General features: G+C 71.4%; 16 protein-coding genes, 1 tRNA gene and 1 riboswitch. Of the genes, 13 read left to right on the top strand and 4 right to left on the bottom strand.

Annotated elements, in window-relative coordinates; genetic code table 11:
• Positions 1-102 precede the first annotated feature (102 nt).
• Positions 103-1,647: a DUF2079 domain-containing protein gene (locus EST92_RS18090; RefSeq protein WP_129281944.1), complete on the bottom strand. Its 1,545-nt coding sequence runs from the start codon at positions 1,645-1,647 to the stop codon at positions 103-105.
• Between the two features lie 331 nt (positions 1,648-1,978).
• On the opposite strand from EST92_RS18090, the gene EST92_RS18095 reads away from it, so the two are divergent.
• Together EST92_RS18095 and EST92_RS18100 are read left to right on the top strand one after the other, a co-directional pair.
• Complete coding sequence (locus EST92_RS18095) at positions 1,979-2,617, top strand: SurA N-terminal domain-containing protein (RefSeq protein ID WP_129281945.1); 639 nt, start codon at positions 1,979-1,981, stop codon at positions 2,615-2,617.
• Between the two features lie 91 nt (positions 2,618-2,708).
• Positions 2,709-3,722, top strand: a complete 1,014-nt coding sequence (locus EST92_RS18100) for a nucleoside triphosphate pyrophosphohydrolase (protein ID WP_129281946.1) — start codon at positions 2,709-2,711, stop codon at positions 3,720-3,722.
• Positions 3,723-3,728: 6 nt separating this feature from the next.
• Here EST92_RS18100 and EST92_RS18105 read toward each other — a convergent pair whose 3' ends face one another.
• Complete coding sequence (locus tag EST92_RS18105; protein ID WP_254068896.1) at positions 3,729-4,979, bottom strand: MFS transporter; 1,251 nt, start codon at positions 4,977-4,979, stop codon at positions 3,729-3,731.
• A gap of 139 nt (positions 4,980-5,118) precedes the next feature.
• Here EST92_RS18105 and EST92_RS18110 point away from each other — a divergent pair, with 139 nt between their 5' ends.
• The 10 genes from EST92_RS18110 (at position 5,119) to EST92_RS18155 (ending at position 17,082) form a co-directional block, all read left to right on the top strand.
• Positions 5,119-5,994, top strand: coding sequence for a LysR family transcriptional regulator (locus tag EST92_RS18110; protein WP_129281947.1), 876 nt, complete (start codon positions 5,119-5,121; stop codon positions 5,992-5,994).
• 166 nt (positions 5,995-6,160) lie between these two features.
• Positions 6,161-7,462, top strand: coding sequence for a cytochrome P450 (locus EST92_RS18115; RefSeq protein WP_254068897.1), 1,302 nt, complete (start codon positions 6,161-6,163; stop codon positions 7,460-7,462).
• Between the two features lie 304 nt (positions 7,463-7,766).
• Entirely contained in the window at positions 7,767-8,783 is a 1,017-nt protein-coding gene (locus EST92_RS18120) for a transglycosylase family protein (protein WP_275540886.1), read from the top strand.
• Positions 8,784-8,993: 210 nt separating this feature from the next.
• A riboswitch (cyclic di-AMP (ydaO/yuaA leader) is annotated at positions 8,994-9,202 on the top strand.
• A gap of 7 nt (positions 9,203-9,209) precedes the next feature.
• Positions 9,210-9,875, top strand: coding sequence for a transglycosylase family protein (locus tag EST92_RS18125; protein ID WP_129250468.1), 666 nt, complete (start codon positions 9,210-9,212; stop codon positions 9,873-9,875).
• Positions 9,876-10,213: 338 nt separating this feature from the next.
• Entirely contained in the window at positions 10,214-11,500 is a 1,287-nt protein-coding gene (gene eno, locus EST92_RS18130) for a phosphopyruvate hydratase (protein ID WP_093483588.1), read from the top strand.
• A gap of 158 nt (positions 11,501-11,658) precedes the next feature.
• Positions 11,659-12,111, top strand: a complete 453-nt coding sequence (locus EST92_RS18135) for a septum formation initiator family protein (RefSeq protein WP_129250467.1) — start codon at positions 11,659-11,661, stop codon at positions 12,109-12,111.
• A 96-nt stretch (positions 12,112-12,207) separates the two neighbouring features.
• Positions 12,208-12,786 carry a DUF501 domain-containing protein gene (locus tag EST92_RS18140; protein WP_129281950.1) on the top strand — a complete coding sequence of 193 codons (579 nt, stop codon included), beginning with the start codon at positions 12,208-12,210 and terminating at the stop codon, positions 12,784-12,786.
• Positions 12,783-13,727 carry a Ppx/GppA phosphatase family protein gene (locus tag EST92_RS18145; protein WP_129281951.1) on the top strand — a complete coding sequence of 315 codons (945 nt, stop codon included), beginning with the start codon at positions 12,783-12,785 and terminating at the stop codon, positions 13,725-13,727. Before EST92_RS18140 ends, EST92_RS18145 begins: the two co-directional genes overlap by 4 nt.
• A 451-nt stretch (positions 13,728-14,178) precedes the next feature.
• The gene (locus EST92_RS18150) at positions 14,179-15,567 is read left to right on the top strand and encodes an NAD(P)/FAD-dependent oxidoreductase (RefSeq protein ID WP_129281952.1); all 1,389 of its coding nucleotides are present in this window, start codon (positions 14,179-14,181) and stop codon (positions 15,565-15,567) included.
• Between the two features lie 198 nt (positions 15,568-15,765).
• Positions 15,766-17,082: a cyclopropane-fatty-acyl-phospholipid synthase family protein gene (locus tag EST92_RS18155; protein WP_129281953.1), complete on the top strand. Its 1,317-nt coding sequence runs from the start codon at positions 15,766-15,768 to the stop codon at positions 17,080-17,082.
• A gap of 45 nt (positions 17,083-17,127) precedes the next feature.
• On the opposite strand, the gene EST92_RS18160 is transcribed toward EST92_RS18155, so the two are convergent.
• Positions 17,128-19,668: an ABC transporter permease gene (locus EST92_RS18160; protein WP_129281954.1), complete on the bottom strand. Its 2,541-nt coding sequence runs from the start codon at positions 19,666-19,668 to the stop codon at positions 17,128-17,130.
• A gap of 49 nt (positions 19,669-19,717) precedes the next feature.
• The gene (locus EST92_RS18165; RefSeq protein ID WP_006605166.1) at positions 19,718-20,500 is read right to left on the bottom strand and encodes an ABC transporter ATP-binding protein; all 783 of its coding nucleotides are present in this window, start codon (positions 20,498-20,500) and stop codon (positions 19,718-19,720) included.
• Between the two features lie 471 nt (positions 20,501-20,971).
• On the opposite strand from EST92_RS18165, the gene EST92_RS18170 reads away from it, so the two are divergent.
• Positions 20,972-21,056: transfer RNA gene (locus tag EST92_RS18170), tRNA-Leu, on the top strand.
• The last annotated feature ends 71 nt before the right edge of the window (positions 21,057-21,127 follow it).

A 21,127-nucleotide genomic window follows, 5' to 3' on the forward strand; every position in this document is an offset into this window, starting at 1 on the left:
AACCGGGTCCCCACCCCACAACCCCACCCCGCTCCCGCCGAAGGCGGGGAAAACTCCACGGAACAAACACGGCGGGAAACCCGGCAACGTGGGAAGCAGCACTCACCGCGCAGAGGTGCGGTGGAACACCAACAGATTGCCCGCGCTGCCGAGCAGCACATACGTGGAGCGGGGGTGGCGCCCCATGACGTCGGCCAGCATCTGCCGCGGTGTGCGGTCAGCTCGCAGCTGGGTGGTGACGTAATCGGGCGACAGCCCACCCGTGTCGCCGGTCCAGAAGACGCGGGTGCGGCCGGTGAGGCGGCTCAGTGGCCGGATGTCGGACTCCACGCTCGCACCGTCGGGTATCCGTGCCAGCAGCTTCTCGGCGGCGACGGCGTCCGGCGGGGTGCGGTAGGTCGCCGCCTCGGTGAGGCGGCTCAGCGGCAGGGTGGTGGTCAGCGCGAGGGCCGTGGCCAGTACGGCGGCCGGCAGGTGGTGGGCGTAGGAGCGCAGCCAGGGGCGGGCGGAGACCCGGACCCGCGGCAGCGCGTCGATCAGTGCGAGGAAGACCACCGGCATCAGCACGGCGTTGTAGTGCCAGTCGGTGCCCCAGTAGTGGGGCTCGTGGGAGAGGAAGCGCCAGCCCAGGGTGGGCAGTGCGACCAGCAGTAGTGGGGAGCGCAGTGCCAGCAGCCCGGTGGTGGGCAGCAGGACCCACAGTGTGGTGCGGAGGGCGGTGGCGAGGGGTATCGCGGCGCCGCCGCCCTCGCCGCCGAACTTGGTCCAGTAGTCGTAGGAGCCGGAGCCGTTGAAGCCGGGTATCAGCACGCCGAGGGTGACGGCGGTGGCGCTGAGGCCGAAGGCGACCAGGCCGATGGCCAGCGGGCTGGCCCGCCGGGTACGTATCAGCGCGAGCGCACCGATGGTGGCCGCGGTCACCCCGAGGTCCTCCTTGACCAGCACCAGCGGCGCGGCCCAGCAGACCACCGCGGTCCACCGCCCGCGCAGCACCGCTTCGAGCGCGAAGGCGATCAGCGGCAGCGCGAAGGCGATCTCGTGGAAGTCGAAGTCGACGGCCTTCTGCACACCCCACGACAGCCCGTACGCGACGCCGATGGCCAGCCCCGGGAGGCGGCCCAGGGAGCGGGCCGCGGCGCGGGTGACCGGAAGCACGGACAGCGCGAACAGGGCGGCCTGCGCGATCAGCAGGGTGAGAGAGGACGGGAACAGCCGGTATATGGGGGCGAGCAGGACCAGTACGGGGCTGAAGTGGTCTCCGAGGATGTTGGTGCCCGGCCCCTTGAGGTCCACGATCGGGGCCCCGAAGTGGGCGTAGCCCCGTATCGCCTGCTCGAATATGCCCAGGTCCCAGGAGGACGTGGACAGGGTGCGGAACCGCCAGCAGGCCAGCACCAGATAGGCGAGGAAGAAGAACCCGGCGGTCCAGTACGGGTCGAGACGCGGGACGCGCAGGGGAGCGGTCCGCTCGCGCAGCCGGTGTGCGGTGCGCCGCAGCCGGTCGCGCACCGCCGCCGGTGCGCCGTCGTCCGCGACCGAGGGCTCGTCCGGCGCGGCCGCCCGCTGTGGTGGTACGACACCGGTACCGGCGTCGGCTCCCGGAACCCGTCCGGGGGCATCCCCAGCCGTTGCTGCGGCCGTGTTCATCCGGATCCTCACTCTCCCCCAGCTCGAAAAGATACTCGAACCGACGCCCTGTCTTTTCCTTGCCCGGGCCGGCCCGGCAGTGAGTCAGACGTGGGGTTGTGCGGCTCCGTTCCCGGAGGGGGCTGTTCCCGGACGGGGCGGGCCCGGGCCGCGGGTGGCGGGTCGGCGTGCGGCTCCCGGGCGCGCGGCACAGCGGATTCGGTGCGGATCCCGACGGAGAAACCCGCCCCGTCCCAGATCGTTGCCCGAAGCAGTGGCTCAGGCCACGCCGACTCCATAGCATCGATCCACCAAGGTCGAGACTTCGTCGCACGATCTGCCGGGAGGCCATGTGTTCCGCCGTAGGACAGCGCTCTCCGTATCCGCCACCGCCGCACTGCTGGCCGCGGCTCCGCTGCTCGCCGCCTGTGGCAGCGCCGCGCATCCGGGTGCGGCGGCCATCGTGGACGGGAAGCGGATCACCGTCTCGCAGTTGCAGGCGAAGGTGAAGGACGTGCGCACCGCCCAGGCCGAGTCCCCGCAGGGCCGCGAGCTCGTCATGAACACCGGCCGGCTGAGCCTGGCCACCCTCAACGGGATGATCTTCGACGAGGTGCTGGCGCGCAGCGCGAAGGACGCCGGGGTGACGGTCAGCCGCGCCGACGTCCAGCGGTGGCGGGCCGGCGCCGAGCGGCAGGCCGGCGGTGCCGAGCGGCTGCAGGCGATGTGGCTCCAGCAGGGCATCGCGCCCGACGAGATCGACACCATGGTCCACAACCAGCTGCTGCTCGACGGCGTCGCCCAGCACCTCGGCGCGGACCGCGGCACGCCGCAGGGCCAGCAGAAGCTCGCCCGGGCGCTGGGCAAGACGTCCCGCTCGATGGGGATCGACGTCAATCCGCGGTTCGGCAAGTGGGACGACCAGCAGGTCATCCTCGGCGAGACCAAGGAACCGTGGATCACCCCGGCGTCCGCCAAGGAACAGGCCTGACGGGGCTGTACGGCCGGGGCCCGCGGCGGCGGCCGGGTCCGGGCCGCCGGGCGGCGCCGGCGTTGTCGGTGGGGTGCGTTACGTTCGAGGCGTGAACGCTGACGCCTCCGCCGCCCGGACCGGCGCCGACGCCCGCCCCGAGGGCACCGGCACCGGCCGCCTGGTCCTGCTCACCACCAGCCACCGGGTCGCCCCCGGACTGCTGTCCTGGCCCGCGTGGCAGATCCTGCGCGCGGCCCAGCGGGTGCTGTGCGCCGATGCCGGCCATCCGCAGCTGCCGTATCTGCGCGAGGCCGGCATCGAGGTGGAGACCGCGTCCCTCACCGCCCGCGAGCTGGTCGATTACTGCGTCCCCGAGGCGCGCACCGCCGTCGTCCTGACCTCCGCGGACGGCGAGAGCGCGCTGACCGACGGCCTGGCCCGGCTGGCCGGTTCCGGCCGCGAGACGATGCCCGACCTGGAGCTGCTGCCCGGCTCCTACGACCTGCCCGGCGCCCGCCTCCTCGATCTCGTCCAGGTCATGGACCGGATCCGCGCCGAGTGCCCGTGGAGCAGCATCCGTACGCACCAGGACCTCGCCAAGTACGGCCTGGAGGAGGCGTACGAGATGGTCGAGGCCATCGAGTCGGGCGACCGGGTGGAGCTGCGCGAGGAGCTGGGGGACGTGCTCCTCCAGGTCGTCTTCCACGCCCGGATCGCCCAGGACGACCCGGACGAGCCGTTCTCCGTCGACGATGTGGCGGGCACGATCGTGGAGAAGCTGATCCATCGCCATCCCCATGTCTTCGGGGAGGAGGACGCGGCGACCCCGGCGGACGTCAAGGCGCACTGGATGCGGAGGAAGGCCGAGGAGAAGCAGCGGGAGTCGGTGACCGAGGGCGTTCCGCTGGCCCAGCCCGGTCTCGCGCTGGCGGCGAAGCTCGCCTCGCGGGCGCGGGCGGCGGGGCTCGATGTCGCGGTGCCGTCCGGCCGGGGCATCGGCTATGAGCTGCTGGCGATGGCGATACGGGCCGAGGCGGACGGGGTGGACCCCGAAGCGGCACTGCGGGCGGCCGCCCGGGCCTACCGGGACGCGGTGCTGGCCGCGGAGGGCGGCGCCGTGTGAGGACCGTCAGCTGCCGCTGAGGCGCGGGGCGCGGCGCCGGATCAGCAGATCCGCGGCCCAGACCAGCAACGCCGCTGCCGCCAGCGCCGCCCCCAGGACGCACACCCCGCTCCAGCCCCCCGCGGTCCAGACCGCCGAGGTCAGCGCCGAGCCCACCGCACCGCCGGCGAAGTAGCTGGCCATGTAGGCGGAGTTGAGGCGGTTACGGGCCTCGGGGCGGACCGCGTAGACCAGGTGCTGGTTGCTGATGTGCATCGCCTGGACCGACAGGTCCAGCACGATCACCCCGGCCAGCAGCGCCGCCAGCGACCAGCCGCCGCCCGCCCCGCCGGCCGCCAGCAGGGCCCAGGACCCCAGCAGCAGAAGCGCCCCGGCGCCGCTGACGTGGTGCACCAGACCGCGGTCCGCCAACCGCCCGGCGGCCGACGCGGACAGCGAACCGGCCGCGCCCACCAGACCCAGCAGCCCGATGGCCGACTCCTGCCAGCCGTACGACGGGCCGGACATCAAGAAGGCCAGCGCCGTCCACAGCACGCTGAACCCCGCGAAGGTCAGCGCCCCGAGCGCCGCCCGCCAGCGCAGCACCGGCTCCTGGCCGAACAGCGCCAGCATGGAGCGCAGCAGCGCCGGATAGCGCAGCCCGGCCGGGGTGCGCAGCGTGGGCAGCCTGAGCCGCAGCAGCACCGCCATCAGCAGCATCAGCGCCGCGTTGACCCAGTAGACGGTCCGCCAGCCGCCCACCTCGGCCAGCAGCCCGGCGGCCGTGCGGGCCAGCAGGATGCCCAGCAGCAGTCCGGTCATCACGGTGCCGACGGTCCGGCCGCGTTCGGCGGGGGCCGCGAGGGTCGCCGCGTAGGGCACCACGACCTGGGCGGCGACCGAGGTCAGTCCGGTCAGCGCGGTGCCGGTCAGCAGCAGCGCGGCGTTCGGGGCGCTCGCTGTGACGGTGAGGAAGACGGCGGTGGCTGCGGTCAGGGTGACGGCCAGCCGGCGCCGCTCCAGCAGATCGCCGAGCGGTACGAGCAGCAGCAGTCCGAGCCCGAAGCCGACCTGGGCGACGGTCACCACCAGCGCGGCGACGGCCGCGGACAGGTGCAGATCGCGGCCGATGACGTCCAGCAGCGGCTGCGCGAAGTAGTTGCCGGCGACGGACAGACCGGTGGCGACCGACATCAGCAGCAGCGTGCCGCGCCCCAGTCCCGGTCCCGTCGCCGAGGTATCCCCGGTGACCGGCTCCTTCATGTGCGTGGTCTTCACGACCGACCTCCCCTGTGCGCCCGCGGCCACGGTGGCGGCGGACACTCCCCACCCTGGGCGACGCACATCAATGAGTCCAACACATCGTTTTCATCGGAAACATCTCGAAATGAGATGGGTGTGGCCTAGGGTCGATGGTGTGGAGCTGCAACAGATGCGTTATGTGGTGGCGGTGGCAGAGACCGGCGGGTTCACCCGCGCCGCCGAGCGCTGCCATGTGGTGCAGTCCGCGCTCAGCCATCAGATCGCCCGGCTGGAGAAGGAGCTCGGCGCCCGGCTCTTCGAGCGGACCAGCCGCAGCGTCCGGCTGACCGCCGCGGGTGAGGCCTTCGTCCCGGTCGCCCGGCAGGCGCTCCAGGCGGCCGAGCGGGCCCGCGCCGAGGTCGCGGCGGCCACGGGTGAGGTGCGCGGCCGGCTGGCGGTGGGGGCGATCTCCACCGTCGGGGCCGTCGATCTCGCCCGTGAGCTGGGCGATTTCCACACCCGGTATCCGCAGGTGCAGATCAGCCTGCTGATGGACATGACCGAACCGCTCGTGGAGAGCGTGCGCGACGGTGCGCTGGACGTCGCCTTCATCGGGATGGTGCCCACCGCGCGGACCACCGGCGTACGGGAGAAGGAGCTGGCACGCAGCGAGCTGGTCGCGGTGGTGCCGCCGGATCATCCGCTGGCCGGGCGGGAGTGGACCACGCTGGCGCGGGTGGCGCGGGAGAACTTCGTGGACTACATGGCGGGATCGGCGGCCCGCCGGCAGCGCGACGACGCGTTCCGTGCGGCGGGCCTCGACTCGGAGGTGGCGTTCGAGGTGACCTCGGTCGAGTTCCTGGCGCAGTTGGTGCGCGCCGGTCTGGGCATCGGCATGGTCCCCGAGCCCACCGCCTCCGGGCTGCCCGGCCTGCGCGCCGTACGGGTGCGGCCGGCGCCCGAGCGGACCGAGCGGGTGGTGTGGAGCGCCCAGGGACCGTCGCCGGCGGCGCTGGCGTTCCTGTCGGCGCTCGGGGTGGACCCGGAGTAGGGGACGGGCCTGCGGGGTCCGGACCGGTGCGCGGGCGCGCGGTGCCGCGCGCACCGGTTACGGTCGGAAGGTGCCCCACCAGTCCCACCAGTCCCACCGGCCCGGCCCGCGGCAGGTCACCGCCGCCGACGCCCCGGCCGGCTGCCCGGCCGCAGCGTCCGCCGAGATCGCCGCCGAGGCTGCTGCCCAGCCCCTCCCCGAGTCCGTCCCCGAGCTGTTCACCTGGGAGTTCGCCGCCGATCCGTACCCGGCGTACGCCTGGCTGCGGGAGCATGCGCCGGTGCACCGGACCCGACTGCCCAGCGGCGTCGAGGCCTGGCTGGTGACCCGCTACACCGAGGCGCGGCAGGCGCTGGCCGACGGCCGGCTGTCCAAGAACCCGGTCCACCACAGCGAGTCCGCGCACGGCAAGGGCAAGATCGGCATCCCGGGGGAGCGCAGCGCCAACCTGATGACGCACCTGCTCAACATCGACCCCCCGGACCACACCCGGCTGCGCCGGCTGGTCTCCAAGGCGTTCACCCCGCGCCGGGTCGCCGCCTTCGCGCCGCGGGTCCAGGAGCTGACCGACCGGCTGATCGACGCCATGATCGCCAAACCGGGCGGCGCCGGGCGCGGTGCGGCCGATCTGATCCACGAGTTCGCGTTCCCGCTGCCCATCTACGCGATCTGCGATCTGCTGGGCGTCCCGCGCGAGGACCAGGACGACTTCCGCGACTGGGCGGGCATGATGATCCGGCACGGCAAGGGACCGCGCGGTGGCGTCGCCCGTTCCGTGAAGAAGATGCGCGGCTATCTCGCCGAGTTGATCCACCGCAAGCGCGAGACCCTCGGGGCCACCGCCGAGCCCGACGAGGACCTGATCTCCGCGCTGATCCGCGCCTCCGACCACGGCGAGCACCTCACCGAGAACGAGGTCGCCGCGATGGCCTTCATCCTGCTCTTCGCCGGCTTCGAGACCACCGTCAACCTCATCGGCAACGGCATCTACGCGCTGCTGCGCCACCCCGCCCAGCGCGAGCTGCTGCAGAAGTCGATCGAGGCGGGCGACCTGGACCTGCTCGGCACCGCCCTCGAGGAACTGCTGCGCTACGACGGCCCCGTGGAGCTGGCGACCTGGCGGTTCGCGACCGAGGAGCTGACGCTGGGCGGGCAGCGGATCGCCGCGGGCGACCCGGTCCTGGTGGTGCTGGCCGCCGCCGACCGCGACCCGGAGCGCTTCGACGAGCCGGACGTCCTCGACCTGACCCGGCGGGACAACCAGCATCTGGGCTACGGGCACGGCATCCACTACTGCCTGGGCGCGCCGCTCGCCCGGCTCGAAGGACAGACCGCCCTCGCCACGCTGTTGACCCGGCTTCCGGACCTCCGGCTCGCCGCCGAACCCGACGACCTGCGCTGGCGCGGCGGGCTCATCATGCGCGGACTGCGGTCGCTGCCGGTGGAGTTCACCGCCGAGCGCTCCTGACCAGCGGCAAGGGCATATTTGACAGCGCGTCAGCCGCGTGACCATTGCGTGATCTGCGCTACACCGGCTTGTGACTACTCGTGACCCCGGCTACCTTTCGATCGACGATCGACAGGCTTCATTCGATCGGCCGAAGCGGGGGCGCGGTCAACCGGTGTAACGGTGCTGCCCTGCCCGCCCCGGCCGGAAGCCCGTCGGACCACTCGTCCGACAACTCCACCGCGCGAAAGGCATCCGCATGCGTTCCGGGACCGGCCGACACCGTCGCCCCCGTCAGGCACCGGCCATCTTTGTCACGGCGGGAGTGACCGGCGCCGGCATCGCCCTGCCGCTGCTCGGCGCGAGCGGCGCCCACGCCGCCGACACCACGACCTGGGACAAGGTCGCCCAGTGCGAGAGCGCCGGGGTGTGGAGCGCGGCCTCGGACAACGGCTACTACGGCGGCCTCCAGCTGACCCAGGAGATGTGGGACAACTACGGCGGCTCGGCCTATGCCTCGCGCCCCGACCTCGCCAGCCGCGCCCAGCAGATCGCGGTGGCCGAGTCGATCCTCGACCACCGGGGCCCGGACGTCTGGAGCAGCTGCGCACAGAGCGCCGGGCTGACCCGGGACGGCCGTGCGCCGGAGGTCAACCCCGGCAGCACCAGCACCCCGGAGCCCGACCCGTCCGACGGGTCCGACTCCCCGGACCCTTGGGACCAGCCCGGATCCTCCGGCATGCACGACGGCTCGGACGCCACGGGCACGCAGGACGAGCCGGGCGACGACCCGGGTGGCCGGTCGTCCGACGAGTCGACCGGGTCGACGCCCTCGTCCGACGCGCCGGACCCCGGCCGCGCCGACCACCGGCCCGGCACGTCCGACCGGTCCGACGGCGCGCCGTCCGGCGGCCGGCACGAGGACCCCGCGTCCGGCAACCGGGACGAGGACCCCTCGCCGTCCGCCGACCCGTCCGACGGCGGCAGCCGCCCGGACACCTCCGGCACGCCGCAGGAGCGGCCCGCACCGGGCAGGCACCGCGGCGGTGCGGACGACGAAGCCGGTCAGAGCAGCGGTCAGGGCCGGCAGGGCGACGAGGGCGGCGGCCGGGGCGCCGGCGGCCGGCATGCCTCGCGCGGCGGCGACGCGCACCGTACGGGCCCGGCGGCCGACGGCGACTACACCGTGCGGCCGGGTGACAGCCTGTCAGCCATCGCCACGGCCCACCGGCTGCCCGGCGGCTGGACCGCGCTCTACGACCGCAACGAGGGCGTGATCGGCTCCGACGCGGACCTGATCCAGCCCGGCCAGGTGCTCGATCTCGGGCAGAACGCGGGCTAGTTCATCCCCTTTCGCCCCCTTTGGTGAAAGTGAGACAAGGGTCTCGTTGACCTCAGGGGGCCCGGAACCGTCCACCCTCGCCGCACCTGCCCCCACCTGCGGAGATGTGCCCCACTCGTGATCGGAATCGGGCAACTTGGTTCAGATGGTGGGGTTTGAACACCAAGGGGGTTGCTGCTTAACGTCAGGACCGCTCGCCAAAGCGGGCCCTCCGGTCACACGCCGAATCCTGCCGGTGATCGGGGGCAGTTGACGCGCAAGCGCCGTAGGCAGGAGCGGGGGAACCAAGGTAGGTGCCGGCCCCGCCCGTGAAAGCGGGCGACCGGCTTGGGGTGAAGCCAGATGCGGAAGCGCATACGGCCGGGCCACTCACAGCCCGAACCCGACAGCTCACCTCGTAGGCGTCGGTGAGGAAACGAACGAACCATGCTGATCAACAAAGGCAAGCACAGTCGTCCCTCCAAGGCCGTCCGCGTCGCCACCCTCGCCGGTATCGCCGGTGCTGCCGTGGCCGTCCCGCTGATGGGCGCCACCTCCGCCTCCGCCGCCTCCGTCAGCACCTGGGACAAGGTCGCCCAGTGCGAGTCCGGCGGCAACTGGTCGATCAACACCGGTAACGGCTACTACGGTGGCCTGCAGTTCACCAACTCCAGCTGGGCCGCCGCCGGCGGTACCAAGTACGCGCCGCGCGCCGACCTGGCCTCCAAGAGCCAGCAGATCGCCGCCGCCGAGAAGCTCCTCGCCATCCAGGGGCCGGGCGCCTGGACCTGCGCCGGTGCCGGCAACCTGACCGCCGGCGGCCCCGCCGCGAACGTCGACACCTCCGGCTCCTCGGCGCAGACCAAGTCCGCCCCGCAGCAGGACACCAAGACCGAGGCCAAGAAGGCCCCGGCCGCCCCCGAGAAGCGCGCCTCGCGCTCCACCGAGCGCAAGTCCATGGGCCACGGCAACTACACCGTGAAGGCGGGCGACACCCTCGCCAAGATCGCCAAGGCGCACGGCACCAGCTGGAAGTCGGTCTACGAGGCCAACAAGTCGGTCATCGGCGGCAACCCGAACCTGATCCTTCCGGGCCAGAAGCTCAACGTCTGAGCCACCTCCTCACCGGAACTCCGGCAGGCCCGAGCGGCGGGCCCGCTTCCTCCGTGAGACAGCCCCGCCCGGCGCGCCGTTCCCCCAGCGCGCCGCGGCGGGGTTTCTCACACCCGGGGTCGCGCCCGGGTGAGATCCGCTGCGACCGCACGCCGGTGACCGGCCGCGATCCACACCTTGTCCCGGTTGGCGAACAAGGGCCCAAAGGTCCTGTGAACTGGGCCTTTGGGCTCTTCATTCCGCAATTCCGTCCCACGGAGCGGGCCAAGGGCAGGCGGACGCGCCCGGGGCCGTTAGGCTCATGCAGCAGAACGCCAGACACCCACGAAGGAGACAACGTGCCGTCGATCGACGTCGTCGTAGCCCGCGAAATTCTCGACTCGCGAGGTAATCCCACGGTCGAGGTCGAGGTCGGCCTCGACGACGGCAGCACCGGCCGTGCCGCCGTGCCGTCCGGCGCCTCCACCGGTGCCTTCGAGGCCATCGAGCTTCGTGACGGCGACCCGAACCGTTACCTCGGCAAGGGCGTGGAGAAGGCCGTCCTGGCCGTCATCGAGCAGATCGGCCCGGAGCTCGTCGGCTACGACGCGACCGAGCAGCGGCTGATCGACCAGGCGATGTTCGACCTGGACGCCACCGACAACAAGGGCTCGCTCGGCGCCAACGCCATCCTCGGCGTCTCCCTCGCCGTCGCGCACGCCGCCTCCGAGGCCAGCGACCTCCCGCTGTTCCGCTACCTGGGCGGCCCGAACGCGCACGTCCTGCCCGTCCCGATGATGAACATCCTGAACGGCGGCTCGCACGCCGACTCCAACGTGGACATCCAGGAGTTCATGATCGCCCCGATCGGCGCCGAGTCCTTCTCCGAGGCGCTGCGCTGGGGCGCCGAGGTCTACCACACCCTCAAGAAGGTCCTGAAGGAGCGCGGCCTGTCCACCGGTCTCGGTGACGAGGGTGGCTTCGCCCCGAACCTGGGCTCCAACCGTGAGGCCCTCGACCTCATCCTGGAGGCCATCAAGCAGGCCGGTTACGCCCCCGGCCAGGACATCGCGCTCGCGCTGGACGTCGCCGCCTCCGAGTTCTACAAGGACGGCAAGTACCAGTTCGAGGGCAAGGACCGCTCGGCCGCCGAGATGACCGAGTACTACGAGGAGCTGGTGGCGGCCTACCCGCTGGTCTCCATCGAGGACCCGCTGTTCGAGGACGACTGGGCCGGCTGGAAGGTCATCACCGACAAGCTCGGCGCCAAGGTGCAGCTCGTCGGCGACGACCTGTTCGTCACCAACCCCGAGCGCCTCGCCCGCGGCATCGAGGAGGGCTCCGCCAACGCGCTGCTGGTGAAGGTCAACCAGATCGGCTCGCTGACCGAGACCCTGGACGCCGTCGAGCTGGCCCAGCGCAACGGCTTCAAGTGCATGATGTCGCACCGCTCCGGTGAGACCGAGGACGTCACCATCGCCGACCTCGCCGTCGCCACCAACTGCGGCCAGATCAAGACCGGCGCCCCGGCCCGCTCCGAGCGCGTCGCCAAGTACAACCAGCTGCTGCGCATCGAGGAGATCCTCGACGACGCCGCCGTCTACGCCGGCCGCTCCGCCTTCCCGCGGTTCCGTCACGGCAGCTGACCCACGGCGGCCCGCCGCCCCGGCCGACCGGGGCGGCAAGGGCTGATCGGGCGAGACAACCGCCCAGCACCCCGTACGTCCCCGGCAACGGTCCCGTACCGTTGCCGGGGACGCGTCTGCTTCAGCAGTCAGGCGTCCGTCAGTGAAGGGGAGACGACGTGCCCGCGGACCGGTTCTCGACCGCGACCCGACTCAAGGCGCTCGGCGAGCAGGCCGCCGCCCGCGTCTACCGCGCCCGCCCGCCCCGCCGCAACCGCCTCACCGGCCGCGCCGCCCTGCTGGCCCTGGTGATGTGCTCGCTGGTCGTCGCCCTCGCCTATCCGATAAGGCAGTACGTCTCCCAGCGCTCCGACATCGCCGAGCAGCGCCGCAAGGCCCAGGACGCCGGCGCCGCCCTGGAGCGGCTGCGCGAGCGGAAGGCCCGCTGGCAGGACCCGGAGTACGTGCGCCAGCAGGCCCGCCGGCACCTTCACTACGTCATGCCGGGCGAGACCGGATACCTCGTCCAGGACGGCTCCGGCACCGGCTCCGCACCGAAGGGGCCGCAGGCCGCACAGCCCCCCTGGTACGAGAATCTCTGGGACGCCGTCGACTCGGCCGACAAGCGGTAGGGCCGGGCCCGTACCGCCGGCGGGCGCCGGCCCGTACTGTCGGACGCAGGACGGCCCGCCCGCCCCTGCTCACCACTCACCTCACCGAAAGCGCACATGGACACCCCCCCGCCCCAGACCGAGCCCACCGAGCCCACCGCCGCGGACATCGCCGCCTTCAAGCAGCAGCTCGGCCGCCCGCCCCGCGGGCTGCGCGCCATCGCGCACCGCTGCCCCTGCGGCCAGCCGGATGTCGTCGAGACGGCGCCGCGCCTGGAGGACGGCACGCCCTTCCCCACGCTCTACTACCTCACCTGCCCGCGCGCGGCCTCCGCGATCGGCACGCTGGAGGCCAACGGCGTGATGAAGGAGATGTCCGAGCGGCTGGCCACCGACCCGGAACTGGCCGCCGCCTACCGGGCGGCCCACGAGGACTACATCCGGCGGCGGGACGCGATCGAGGTGCTCCAGGGCTTCCCGAGCGCCGGCGGGATGCCCGATCGGGTCAAGTGCCTGCACGTCCTCGTCGGCCACTCGCTGGCCGCCGGGCCGGGTGTCAACCCGCTCGGTGACGAGGCCCTCGCGATGCTCCCGGAGTGGTGGCGGAAGGGGCCGTGCGTGACCACCTGCCAGGACACCTCCGACGACCGGAACACCCCCGAAGCCCAGGACGCTCCCGAAGGAGACGCCACGTGAAGCGGGTCGCCGCCATCGACTGCGGTACGAACTCCATCCGGCTGCTGGTCGCGGACGCCGACCCCGCGACCGGCGAGCTGAAGGACCTCGACCGCCGGATGCAGATCGTCCGGCTGGGCCAGGGCGTGGACCGCACCGGACGGCTGGCGCCCGAGGCGCTGGAGCGCACCTTCGCGGCCTGCCGGGAGTACGCCGCGGTGATCAAGGGACTGGGCGCCGAGGAGGTCCGCTTCGTGGCGACCTCGGCCTCCCGGGACGCCGAGAACCGCGAGGACTTCGTGAGCGGTGTGGTCGGCATCCTGGGCGTGGAGCCCGAGGTGATCACGGGCGACCAGGAGGCGGAGTTCTCCTATACCGGCGCCACCAAGGAGCTCAGCGGGCGGACGGACTTGGCTCAGCCTTTCCTCGTGGTCGACATCGGCGGCGGCTCGACCGAGTTCGTCCTCGGCGACGGCGCCGTCCGCGCCGCCCGCTCGTTGGACGTCGGCTGCGTACGGATGACCGAGCGGCACCTGGTGCACGAGGGCGCGATCAGCGACCCGCCGACCGACGGGCAGATCGCCGCCATAAAGGCGGATGTCGCCGCGGCACTGGACCGCGCCGAGGAGACCGTCCCGCTGCGCGAGGCCGCCACCCTCGTGGGCCTGGCCGGCTCCGTGACCACGGTCGCCGCGATCGCGCTGGGCCTGAAGCAGTACGACTCCGAGGCCATTCACCACTCCCGGCTCTCCCTGGCGCAGGTCCGCGAGATCACCGGCCGGCTGCTGTCCTCCACCCATGCCGAGCGCGCGGCCATTCCGGTCATGCACCCGGGCCGGGTCGATGTGATCGCCGCGGGCGCGCTCGTGCTGCTGTCGATCATGGAGCGGACGGGCGCCGGGGAGGTCGTCGTCAGCGAGCACGACATCCTGGACGGCATCGCCTGGAGCATCGCCGACTAGCCGGGCGCGGGGTGCGGCAGAGGTCGGCAACGGCCTCTGCCGAGCAGCCCTTTGAGCGGGTGTGATGCCCGTCTGAGCGCGTTTTCGGGCCTCCGGAAGGCCCCGAGGGCAGGTCCGCGGAGAAAGTTCGTGAAATCCTTCACATGAAAAAACCGCTCCTTGGACGAAGAATCTGATCGTCCGGCCCTTATTCGAAGGTCCTGGGCCTTCTCGACCCGGAGAATGCGCGGCGGCCGGGGAGTTGGCGGTGCGTGCCCCCGGGCTGTGGTCCAGTCGTCCGACGGCCCACAATCCCTGATCAACAGGGGTCTCCAACGCCCGCCATGGCAAGGTGGTTCCCTCTTGAACTATGGCGTCGATCACGAAGCCGGCGGAGTGTAGCAGACGCCCCCCGGATGCTTGTGAAGGGGCTCACGAGCGACCCCCCATGTGGGGGTGGATACTCGATTGCATGAGCACCACGGAGCGTCCCAGGATCCTCGTTGTAGGCGGTGGGTACGTAGGCCTGTACGCGGCACGCCGCATCCTCAAGCAGATGCGGTACGGCGAGGCGACCGTCACGGTCGTCGACCCGCGCTCGTACATGACGTACCAGCCCTTCCTCCCCGAAGCTGCTGCCGGCAGCATCTCCCCCCGCCACGTCGTGGTGCCGCTACGACGCGTGCTCCCCAAGGCGGAGGTCCTCACCGGCCGGGTCACCACCATCGATCAGGACCGCAAGGTCGCCACGGTCGCCCCGCTGGTCGGCGAGGCGTACGAGCTGCCCTTCGACTACCTGGTCATCGCGATGGGAGCCGTCTCCCGCACCTTCCCGATCCCCGGCCTGGCCGAGAGCGGCATCGGTATGAAGGGCGTGGAAGAGGCCATCGGCCTGCGCAACCACGTGCTGGAGCAGCTGGACAAGGCCGACTCCACGACCGATGAAGAGGTTCGCCGCAAGGCGCTGACCTTCGTCTTCGTCGGCGGTGGCTTCGCGGGTGCGGAGACCGTCGGCGAGGTCGAGGACATGGCCCGCGACGCCGCCAAGTACTACAACAACGTGAAGCGCGAGGACATGCGCTTCCTGCTGGTCGACGTCGCCGACAAGATCCTCCCCGAGGTCGGTCCCAAGCTCGGTGCGTACGGCAAGGAGCACCTGGAGAGCCGCGGTGTCGAGGTCTACCTCAAGACCGGCATGGACTCCTGCGTCGACGGCCATGTGAAGCTCAACAACGGCCTCGAGGTCGACTCCAACACCATCGTGTGGACCGCGGGCGTCAAGCCGAACCCGGCGCTGTCCCGCTTCGGTCTGCCGCTCGGCCCGCGCGGCCACGTCGACACCGCCGCCACCCTCCAGGTGCAGGGCACCGACTACATCTGGGCCGCCGGCGACAACGCCCAGGTCCCGGACCTGGTCGGCCGCAAGAACGGCAACGAGAACGCCTGGTGCCCGCCGAACGCGCAGCACGCGCTGCGGCAGGCCAAGGTCCTCGGCGACAACGTGCTCTCCGGCATGCGGGGCTTCCCGCAGAAGGAGTACAGCCACGCCAACAAGGGTGCGGTCGCCGGTCTGGGCCTGCACAAGGGCGTCGCGATGATCGTCATGGGCAAGATGAAGATCAAGCTCAAGGGCCGTCTCGCCTGGTACATGCACCGCGCGTACCACGGCATGGCGATGCCGACGTTCAACCGCAAGATCCGGGTCTTCGCCGACTGGACGCTGGCCATGTTCCTCAAGCGCGAGGTCGTCTCGCTCGGCGCCATGGAGAACCCCCGCGAGGAGTTCTACGAGGCGGCCAAGCCGGCGCCCGCGCCGGCTGCCGCGGCCGACGCCGACAAGCCGAAGGCCAAGGCTTCCTGAAACCCCGGTCGGGTACTCCGACCAGCCCGAAGGGCGTCCGCCATCCGTGGGGCGGGCGCCCTTTGGCGTGTCCGCTCTGGCGAAAGGCGGGCAGGTGCGGTTCTCTTACGTGCGAACGGGACTAATTGGGCGCCCCATTGGCGTTTACGTGGTGGGTGAAACTTTTTCGCCCGACTCGTCAACACGGAGGTGTGCGACATGGCCGACGTCGCTGGACGGCTCACCAAGCTCGCCGAGGAGGTACTGGGTGCGCCGCTGCCGGTGCGCATCCGCGCCTGGGACCGCAGCGAGTCCGGCCCGCCGGGGGCACCCACGCTCGTCATCCGTCATCGCCGCGCGCTGCGCCGGATGCTGTTCCGGCCGGGCGAGCTGGGCCTGGCCCGGGCCTGGGTGGCCGGCGACCTCGACATCGAGGGCGACCTCTACGCCGCGCTCGACCTGCTCGCCGGACTCATCTGGGAGCGCCCGGGCAGCCCCGCACCGCAGCGCGCCGCTGTGCTGCGCGCCCTGGCCCGCCCGGAGATCCGCGCTGCCGCCCGGCAGCTGCTGACGCTGGCCGGCGCCCCCGTCCCGCCGGCACCGCCCGCGGAAGAGGTCAGACGGCGCCGTGGGCCGCTGCACACCCTGCGCCGCGACAAGGAGGCCATCAGCCACCACTACGACGTCGGCAACGGCTTCTACTCCCTGGTGCTGGGCCCGTCCATGGTCTACTCCTGCGCGTACTGGGGGACCGCCGACGAGGGCGTCGCCACCCTGGAGGACGCCCAGCGCGCCAAGCTCGACCTGATCTGCCGCAAGCTCGGCCTCCAGGAGGGCATGCGGCTGCTGGACGTGGGCTGCGGCTGGGGCTCGATGGTGCTGCACGCGGTCCGCGAGTACGGCGTACGGGCGGTCGGCATCACCCTCTCCGAGGAGCAGGCCACCTTCGCCCGTAAGCGCGTCGCCGAGGCCGGGCTGGCCGACCGGATCGAGATCCGGGTGCAGGACTACCGCGAGGTCCACGACGAGCCGTTCGACGCGATCTCCTCGGTCGGGATGGCCGAGCACGTCGGCCGGGCGCAGTACGCGGAGTACGCCGGCGCGCTGTACTCCCTGCTCAAGCCCGGCGGGCGGCTGCTCAACCACCAGATCGCCCGGCGGCCGGTCGCGGACGAGGAGGCCTACCACGTCGATGAGTTCATCGACCGCTATGTCTTCCCGGACGGCGAACTGGCGCCGCTCGGCCGGACCGTCGGCCAGCTGGAGGAGGCCGGGTTCGAGGTGCGGGACGTGGAGGCGATCCGGGAGCACTACGCGCGCACGCTGCGGCAGTGGGTGGCCAATCTGGAAGAGCACTGGGAGCAGGCGGCGCGGCTCACGTCACCGGGGCGGGCCCGGGTCTGGCGGCTCTACATGGCGGCCTCGGCCCTGTCGTTCGAGCGGAACCGCATAGGGGTCAATCAGGTGCTGGCCGTGCGGACGCCGGAGGCCGGCGACTCCGGACTGCCGCTCCGCGCGCGCACCTGGTCCGCCTGACGCGCGCGGTGCCGGGCCCGGTCGGGCCCGGCACAGCGGCACCGGCTACTCGGCCTTGATCGCGGCCAGCATGTTGAGCCTGGCCGCCCGCCTCGCCGGCCACAGCGCGGCGAGCACACCGACGAGCGCGGCCAGCCCGAGGAAGAGGCCGATCCGCCCCCAGGGCAGCACCAGTTCGTACGTCGCCAGCGAGCCGCTGATCAGCTCACCGGCCGCCCAGCCGAAGAAGACGCCCAGGCCGATGCCGAGCACGCCGCCGAAGAGGGAGATCACCAGCGACTCCAGGCGGACCATGCGCTTGATGCCGCGGCGGTCCAGGCCGATGGCGCGCAGCATGCCGATCTCCTGCGAGCGTTCGAAGACCGACATCGCCAGGGTGTTGATGACACCGAGCACCGCGACGATCACGGCCATCGCCAGCAGCCCGTAGAGCATGTTCAGCATCAGGCTGAACATCTGTGAGATGGCCTCGGAGATGTCCTTCTTGTCGGAGACGGCGAGCGCCGGGTTCTTGCCGAGCCCCTTGACCAGCGATTCCTTGGCGGCGTCACTGGTGCCGTCCTTCGTTTTGACCATCACCTGCCGGTCCGTGACCTGCTTTTGATGCGGGGCCAGGGTGGCGTTGTCCACGATGATGCCGTGGATCATCTGGTTGCCCCGGTAGACGCCCGAGACGCTCAGCGTGCCCTTCTTGCCGTCCTCGAACGTCACCGGGAAGCGGGAACCGGGCTGCCAGCCCTGCTTCTTGGCGGTGGCATCGTCCACGACCACCCGGCCGCCCTGCAGGTCGCCGAGGCCGCCCTTGGCGAAGTCGAGCTTGGTGAGCTTGCCGAAGTCCTTGCCGTTGACGCCGGTCAGGGACTGGGTGCTGCCGTCGATCCGGGAAGAGGAGATGCGCAGCGGGCTGACCGCGGTGACCTCGTCCAGGCCGTCGAGCTTCTTCGCCACGTCCGGGGAGAGCGGGAGGTTGTTGGCCATGGAGACGACGTAGTCGGCCGTGAGCGACTCGGTGGCCATCTTGTCGATGCTCTTCTGCACACTGCCCGCGATCACCGTCAGGCCGGTGATCAGCGTCAGCCCGACCATCAGCGCGGAGGCCGTGGCGGCGGTACGGCGCGGATTGCGCACCGCGTTCTGCCGGGCGAGGCCGCCGGAGATCCCGAAGGCCCGCAGCACGGGTGCGGCCAGCGCGATCAGCGGCCTGGACAGCAGCGGCGTCAGGATGAACACACCGATCAGCAGGAGGAACGCGCCGCCGCCCATCACGGCCTTGCCGTCGGACATGTTGGTGGCGACCAGCACCCCGGCGGCACCGGCGCCCGCGAACAGCGCGCCGATGGTGTTGCGCACCACCAGCGACTTGGTGGTGGCGGTGGCGTGCACGCTGTTCATCGCGGCGACCGGCGGGATCTTGGCAGCGCGGCGGCCCGGCAGCCAGGCGGCCAGGACGGTGATGACGATGCCGACGACGAGGGAGATCAGGACGGTGGACGGCGAGACCACCAGGGGGCCGTCGGGGACGGTCGCACCGGTGCTGTTCATCAACGCCCGCAGTCCGGCGCCGATCCCGATACCGGCGGCCATGCCGGTGACCGCGGCGATCGCGCCGACGACGGTCGCCTCGATCAGCACCGAGCGGGTGACCTGGCGGCGGCTGGCGCCGACCGCGCGCAGCAGCGCCAGCTCCTTGGTGCGCTGGGCGACCAGCATGGTGAAGGTGTTGGCGATGATGAACACGCCGACGAAGAGCGCGATACCGGCGAAGACGAGCAGGCCGGTCTTCATGCCGTCCATCTTCTTGGCGATCATCTCGGCCTGGTCGTCGGCGAGCTGCTTGCCGGTGGTGGCCTCGGCGGCGCCCTTGGGCAGGACCTTGTCGATCTCGGACTTCAGGGCGTTCTGCGAGGTGCCCGGCGCGGCCTTGACGTCGATCTCGCTGAAGCCGCCCGGCATGGCGAAGAGCTTCTGGGCGGTCGGGGTGTCGAACAGCGCGAGGCTGCCGCCGGCCGCGACCGTCCCGTCGTCGGTGGTGAAGATGCCGGTCAGCTTCTGCTCGCGGACCGGTCCGTCGACGGAGAGCCGGACGGTGTCCCCGACCTTGTAGCCGGCCTTGTCCGCGGTGTGGGCGTCCAGCGCGAACTCGTGCGGCCCCTTGGGAGCGGCGCCGCTGCGCATCGGGTAGCGGGCGTCCTTGCCGTCCTTGCCGGCGAAGTAGTTGCCGCCCGTGGTCGAGAAGCCGTTGCCGAGCAGCTCGCCCTTCTTGTCGGCGATGGCGGTGAAGCCGGAGACGGTGCCGGTGGCGGACGCGGCGCCGGGCACCTGGGCGGCCTTGTCGAGCAGCTTCTGGTCGAGCTTCGGCCTCGGGTCCGCGCCGGGGGCGCCGGGCGGGCTGTCGGAGGACCGCGGCTGGACGGCGACGTCGACGTTGTCGTAACCCTTTTGCGAGCTGGCCTGGTACGCGTCGGAGATGGTCGAGGTGAAGACCAGGGTGCCGGAGACGAATGCCACGCCGAGCATCACGGCGAGGACGGTCATCAGCAGCCGGGCCTTGTGCGCAAGCACGTTGCGCAAGGCTGTACGGAACATGAGGGTCAGTCCTGGAGAAGAGGTCCGGAAGTCGGGTGACGGCTGCTGATCAGCTCGTGCGGCGCTTGGCGTCGAAGCCCTTCATCCGCTCCAGCACCAGGTCGGCGGTCGGATCGGGCATGTCGTCGACGATCCGGCCGTCGGCGAGGAAGACGACGCGGTTCGCGTACGAGGCGGCGACCGGGTCGTGGGTCACCATCACCACGGTCTGGCCCAATTCCCGCACCGAGTTGCGCAGAAAGCCGAGGACCTCGGCGCCGGAGCGCGAGTCGAGGTTGCCGGTGGGCTCGTCGGCGAAGATGATCTCGGGCCGGGAGGCGAGCGCGCGGGCGACCGCGACCCGCTGCTGCTGCCCGCCGGAGAGCTGGCTGGGGCGGTGCTTGAGGCGGCCCGACAGGCCGACGGTCTCCACGACCCGGTCCAGCCAGGCGCGGTCCGGCTTACGGCCCGCGATGTCCATGGGCAGGGTGATGTTCTCCAGGGCGTTCAGGGTCGGCAGCAGATTGAACGCCTGGAAGATGAAGCCGATCTTGTCGCGCCTGAGCTGGGTGAGCTTCTTGTCCTTCAGCCCGGTCAGTTCGGTGTCGCCGATGCGCGCGGAGCCGCCGGATATCGAGTCCAGCCCGGCCATGCAGTGCATCAGCGTCGACTTGCCGGACCCGGAGGGGCCCATGATCGCGGTGAACTGGGCCTGGTGGAAGTCGACGGAGACCGCGTCCAGGGCGACCACCTGGGTCTCGCCCTGTCCGTACACCTTGCTGAGGTCCGTGGCGCGGGCAGCCACTGCGGTGGCGCGCTGGGCGGTGGTTACGCCGGAGTGGGTCGGGGTCACGGGAAGGAGCTCCTGTCAGGTGGAAGGGCCTGGTTCGGGCGGCCGCGCGGGCGCGGGCCGCGATGCGGAGACGGACATTTCCATCGTGAATCAGTCATCGGCCCGGGGACGTCAACCGTTGTGACCGTCCTGGACCACCCCTGGGGCGTAGCCGCGGACCACACGGTCATCCCTGGGGAGGAGAGGGGCCCCGATGCGGCTGCTGCACCCGCAGCAGCGCGAGCGGCGGGCCGGCCGCGGTGACGGGGCGTCGAGGGGGCGTCGAGTTTCCGTCAATTCAGGCATGAAATTGCGCCCGGGGGCTTCCCCGCCCAGCCGGGCTTCAGGCATGTGCCGAAGGCCTGTACCCGGCGCTGATGCACCCTCAGTTGCCAATAAAATAAGACAACCTCGGGAAGAGCGGCCGAACTCTGCGGTGCGCTGCGGGCTACGCTCGTGCTGCCCTCTTTGAGGCGGCATGGGGGATCCCAGGCCCGGATGGTGGAATGCAGACACGGCGAGCTTAAACCTCGCTGGCCTACGGGCCGTGCCGGTTCAAGTCCGGCTCCGGGCACCACCCAAAAGGCGATTTTGGGTGAAGCATCAACTGAATCGCAAATTGCTGTGTGTCCTCCCTCTTCGACCAGG

The organism is Streptomyces sp. TM32 (assembly GCF_004122755.1).
GTDB classification, from domain to species: domain Bacteria; phylum Actinomycetota; class Actinomycetes; order Streptomycetales; family Streptomycetaceae; genus Streptomyces; species Streptomyces sioyaensis.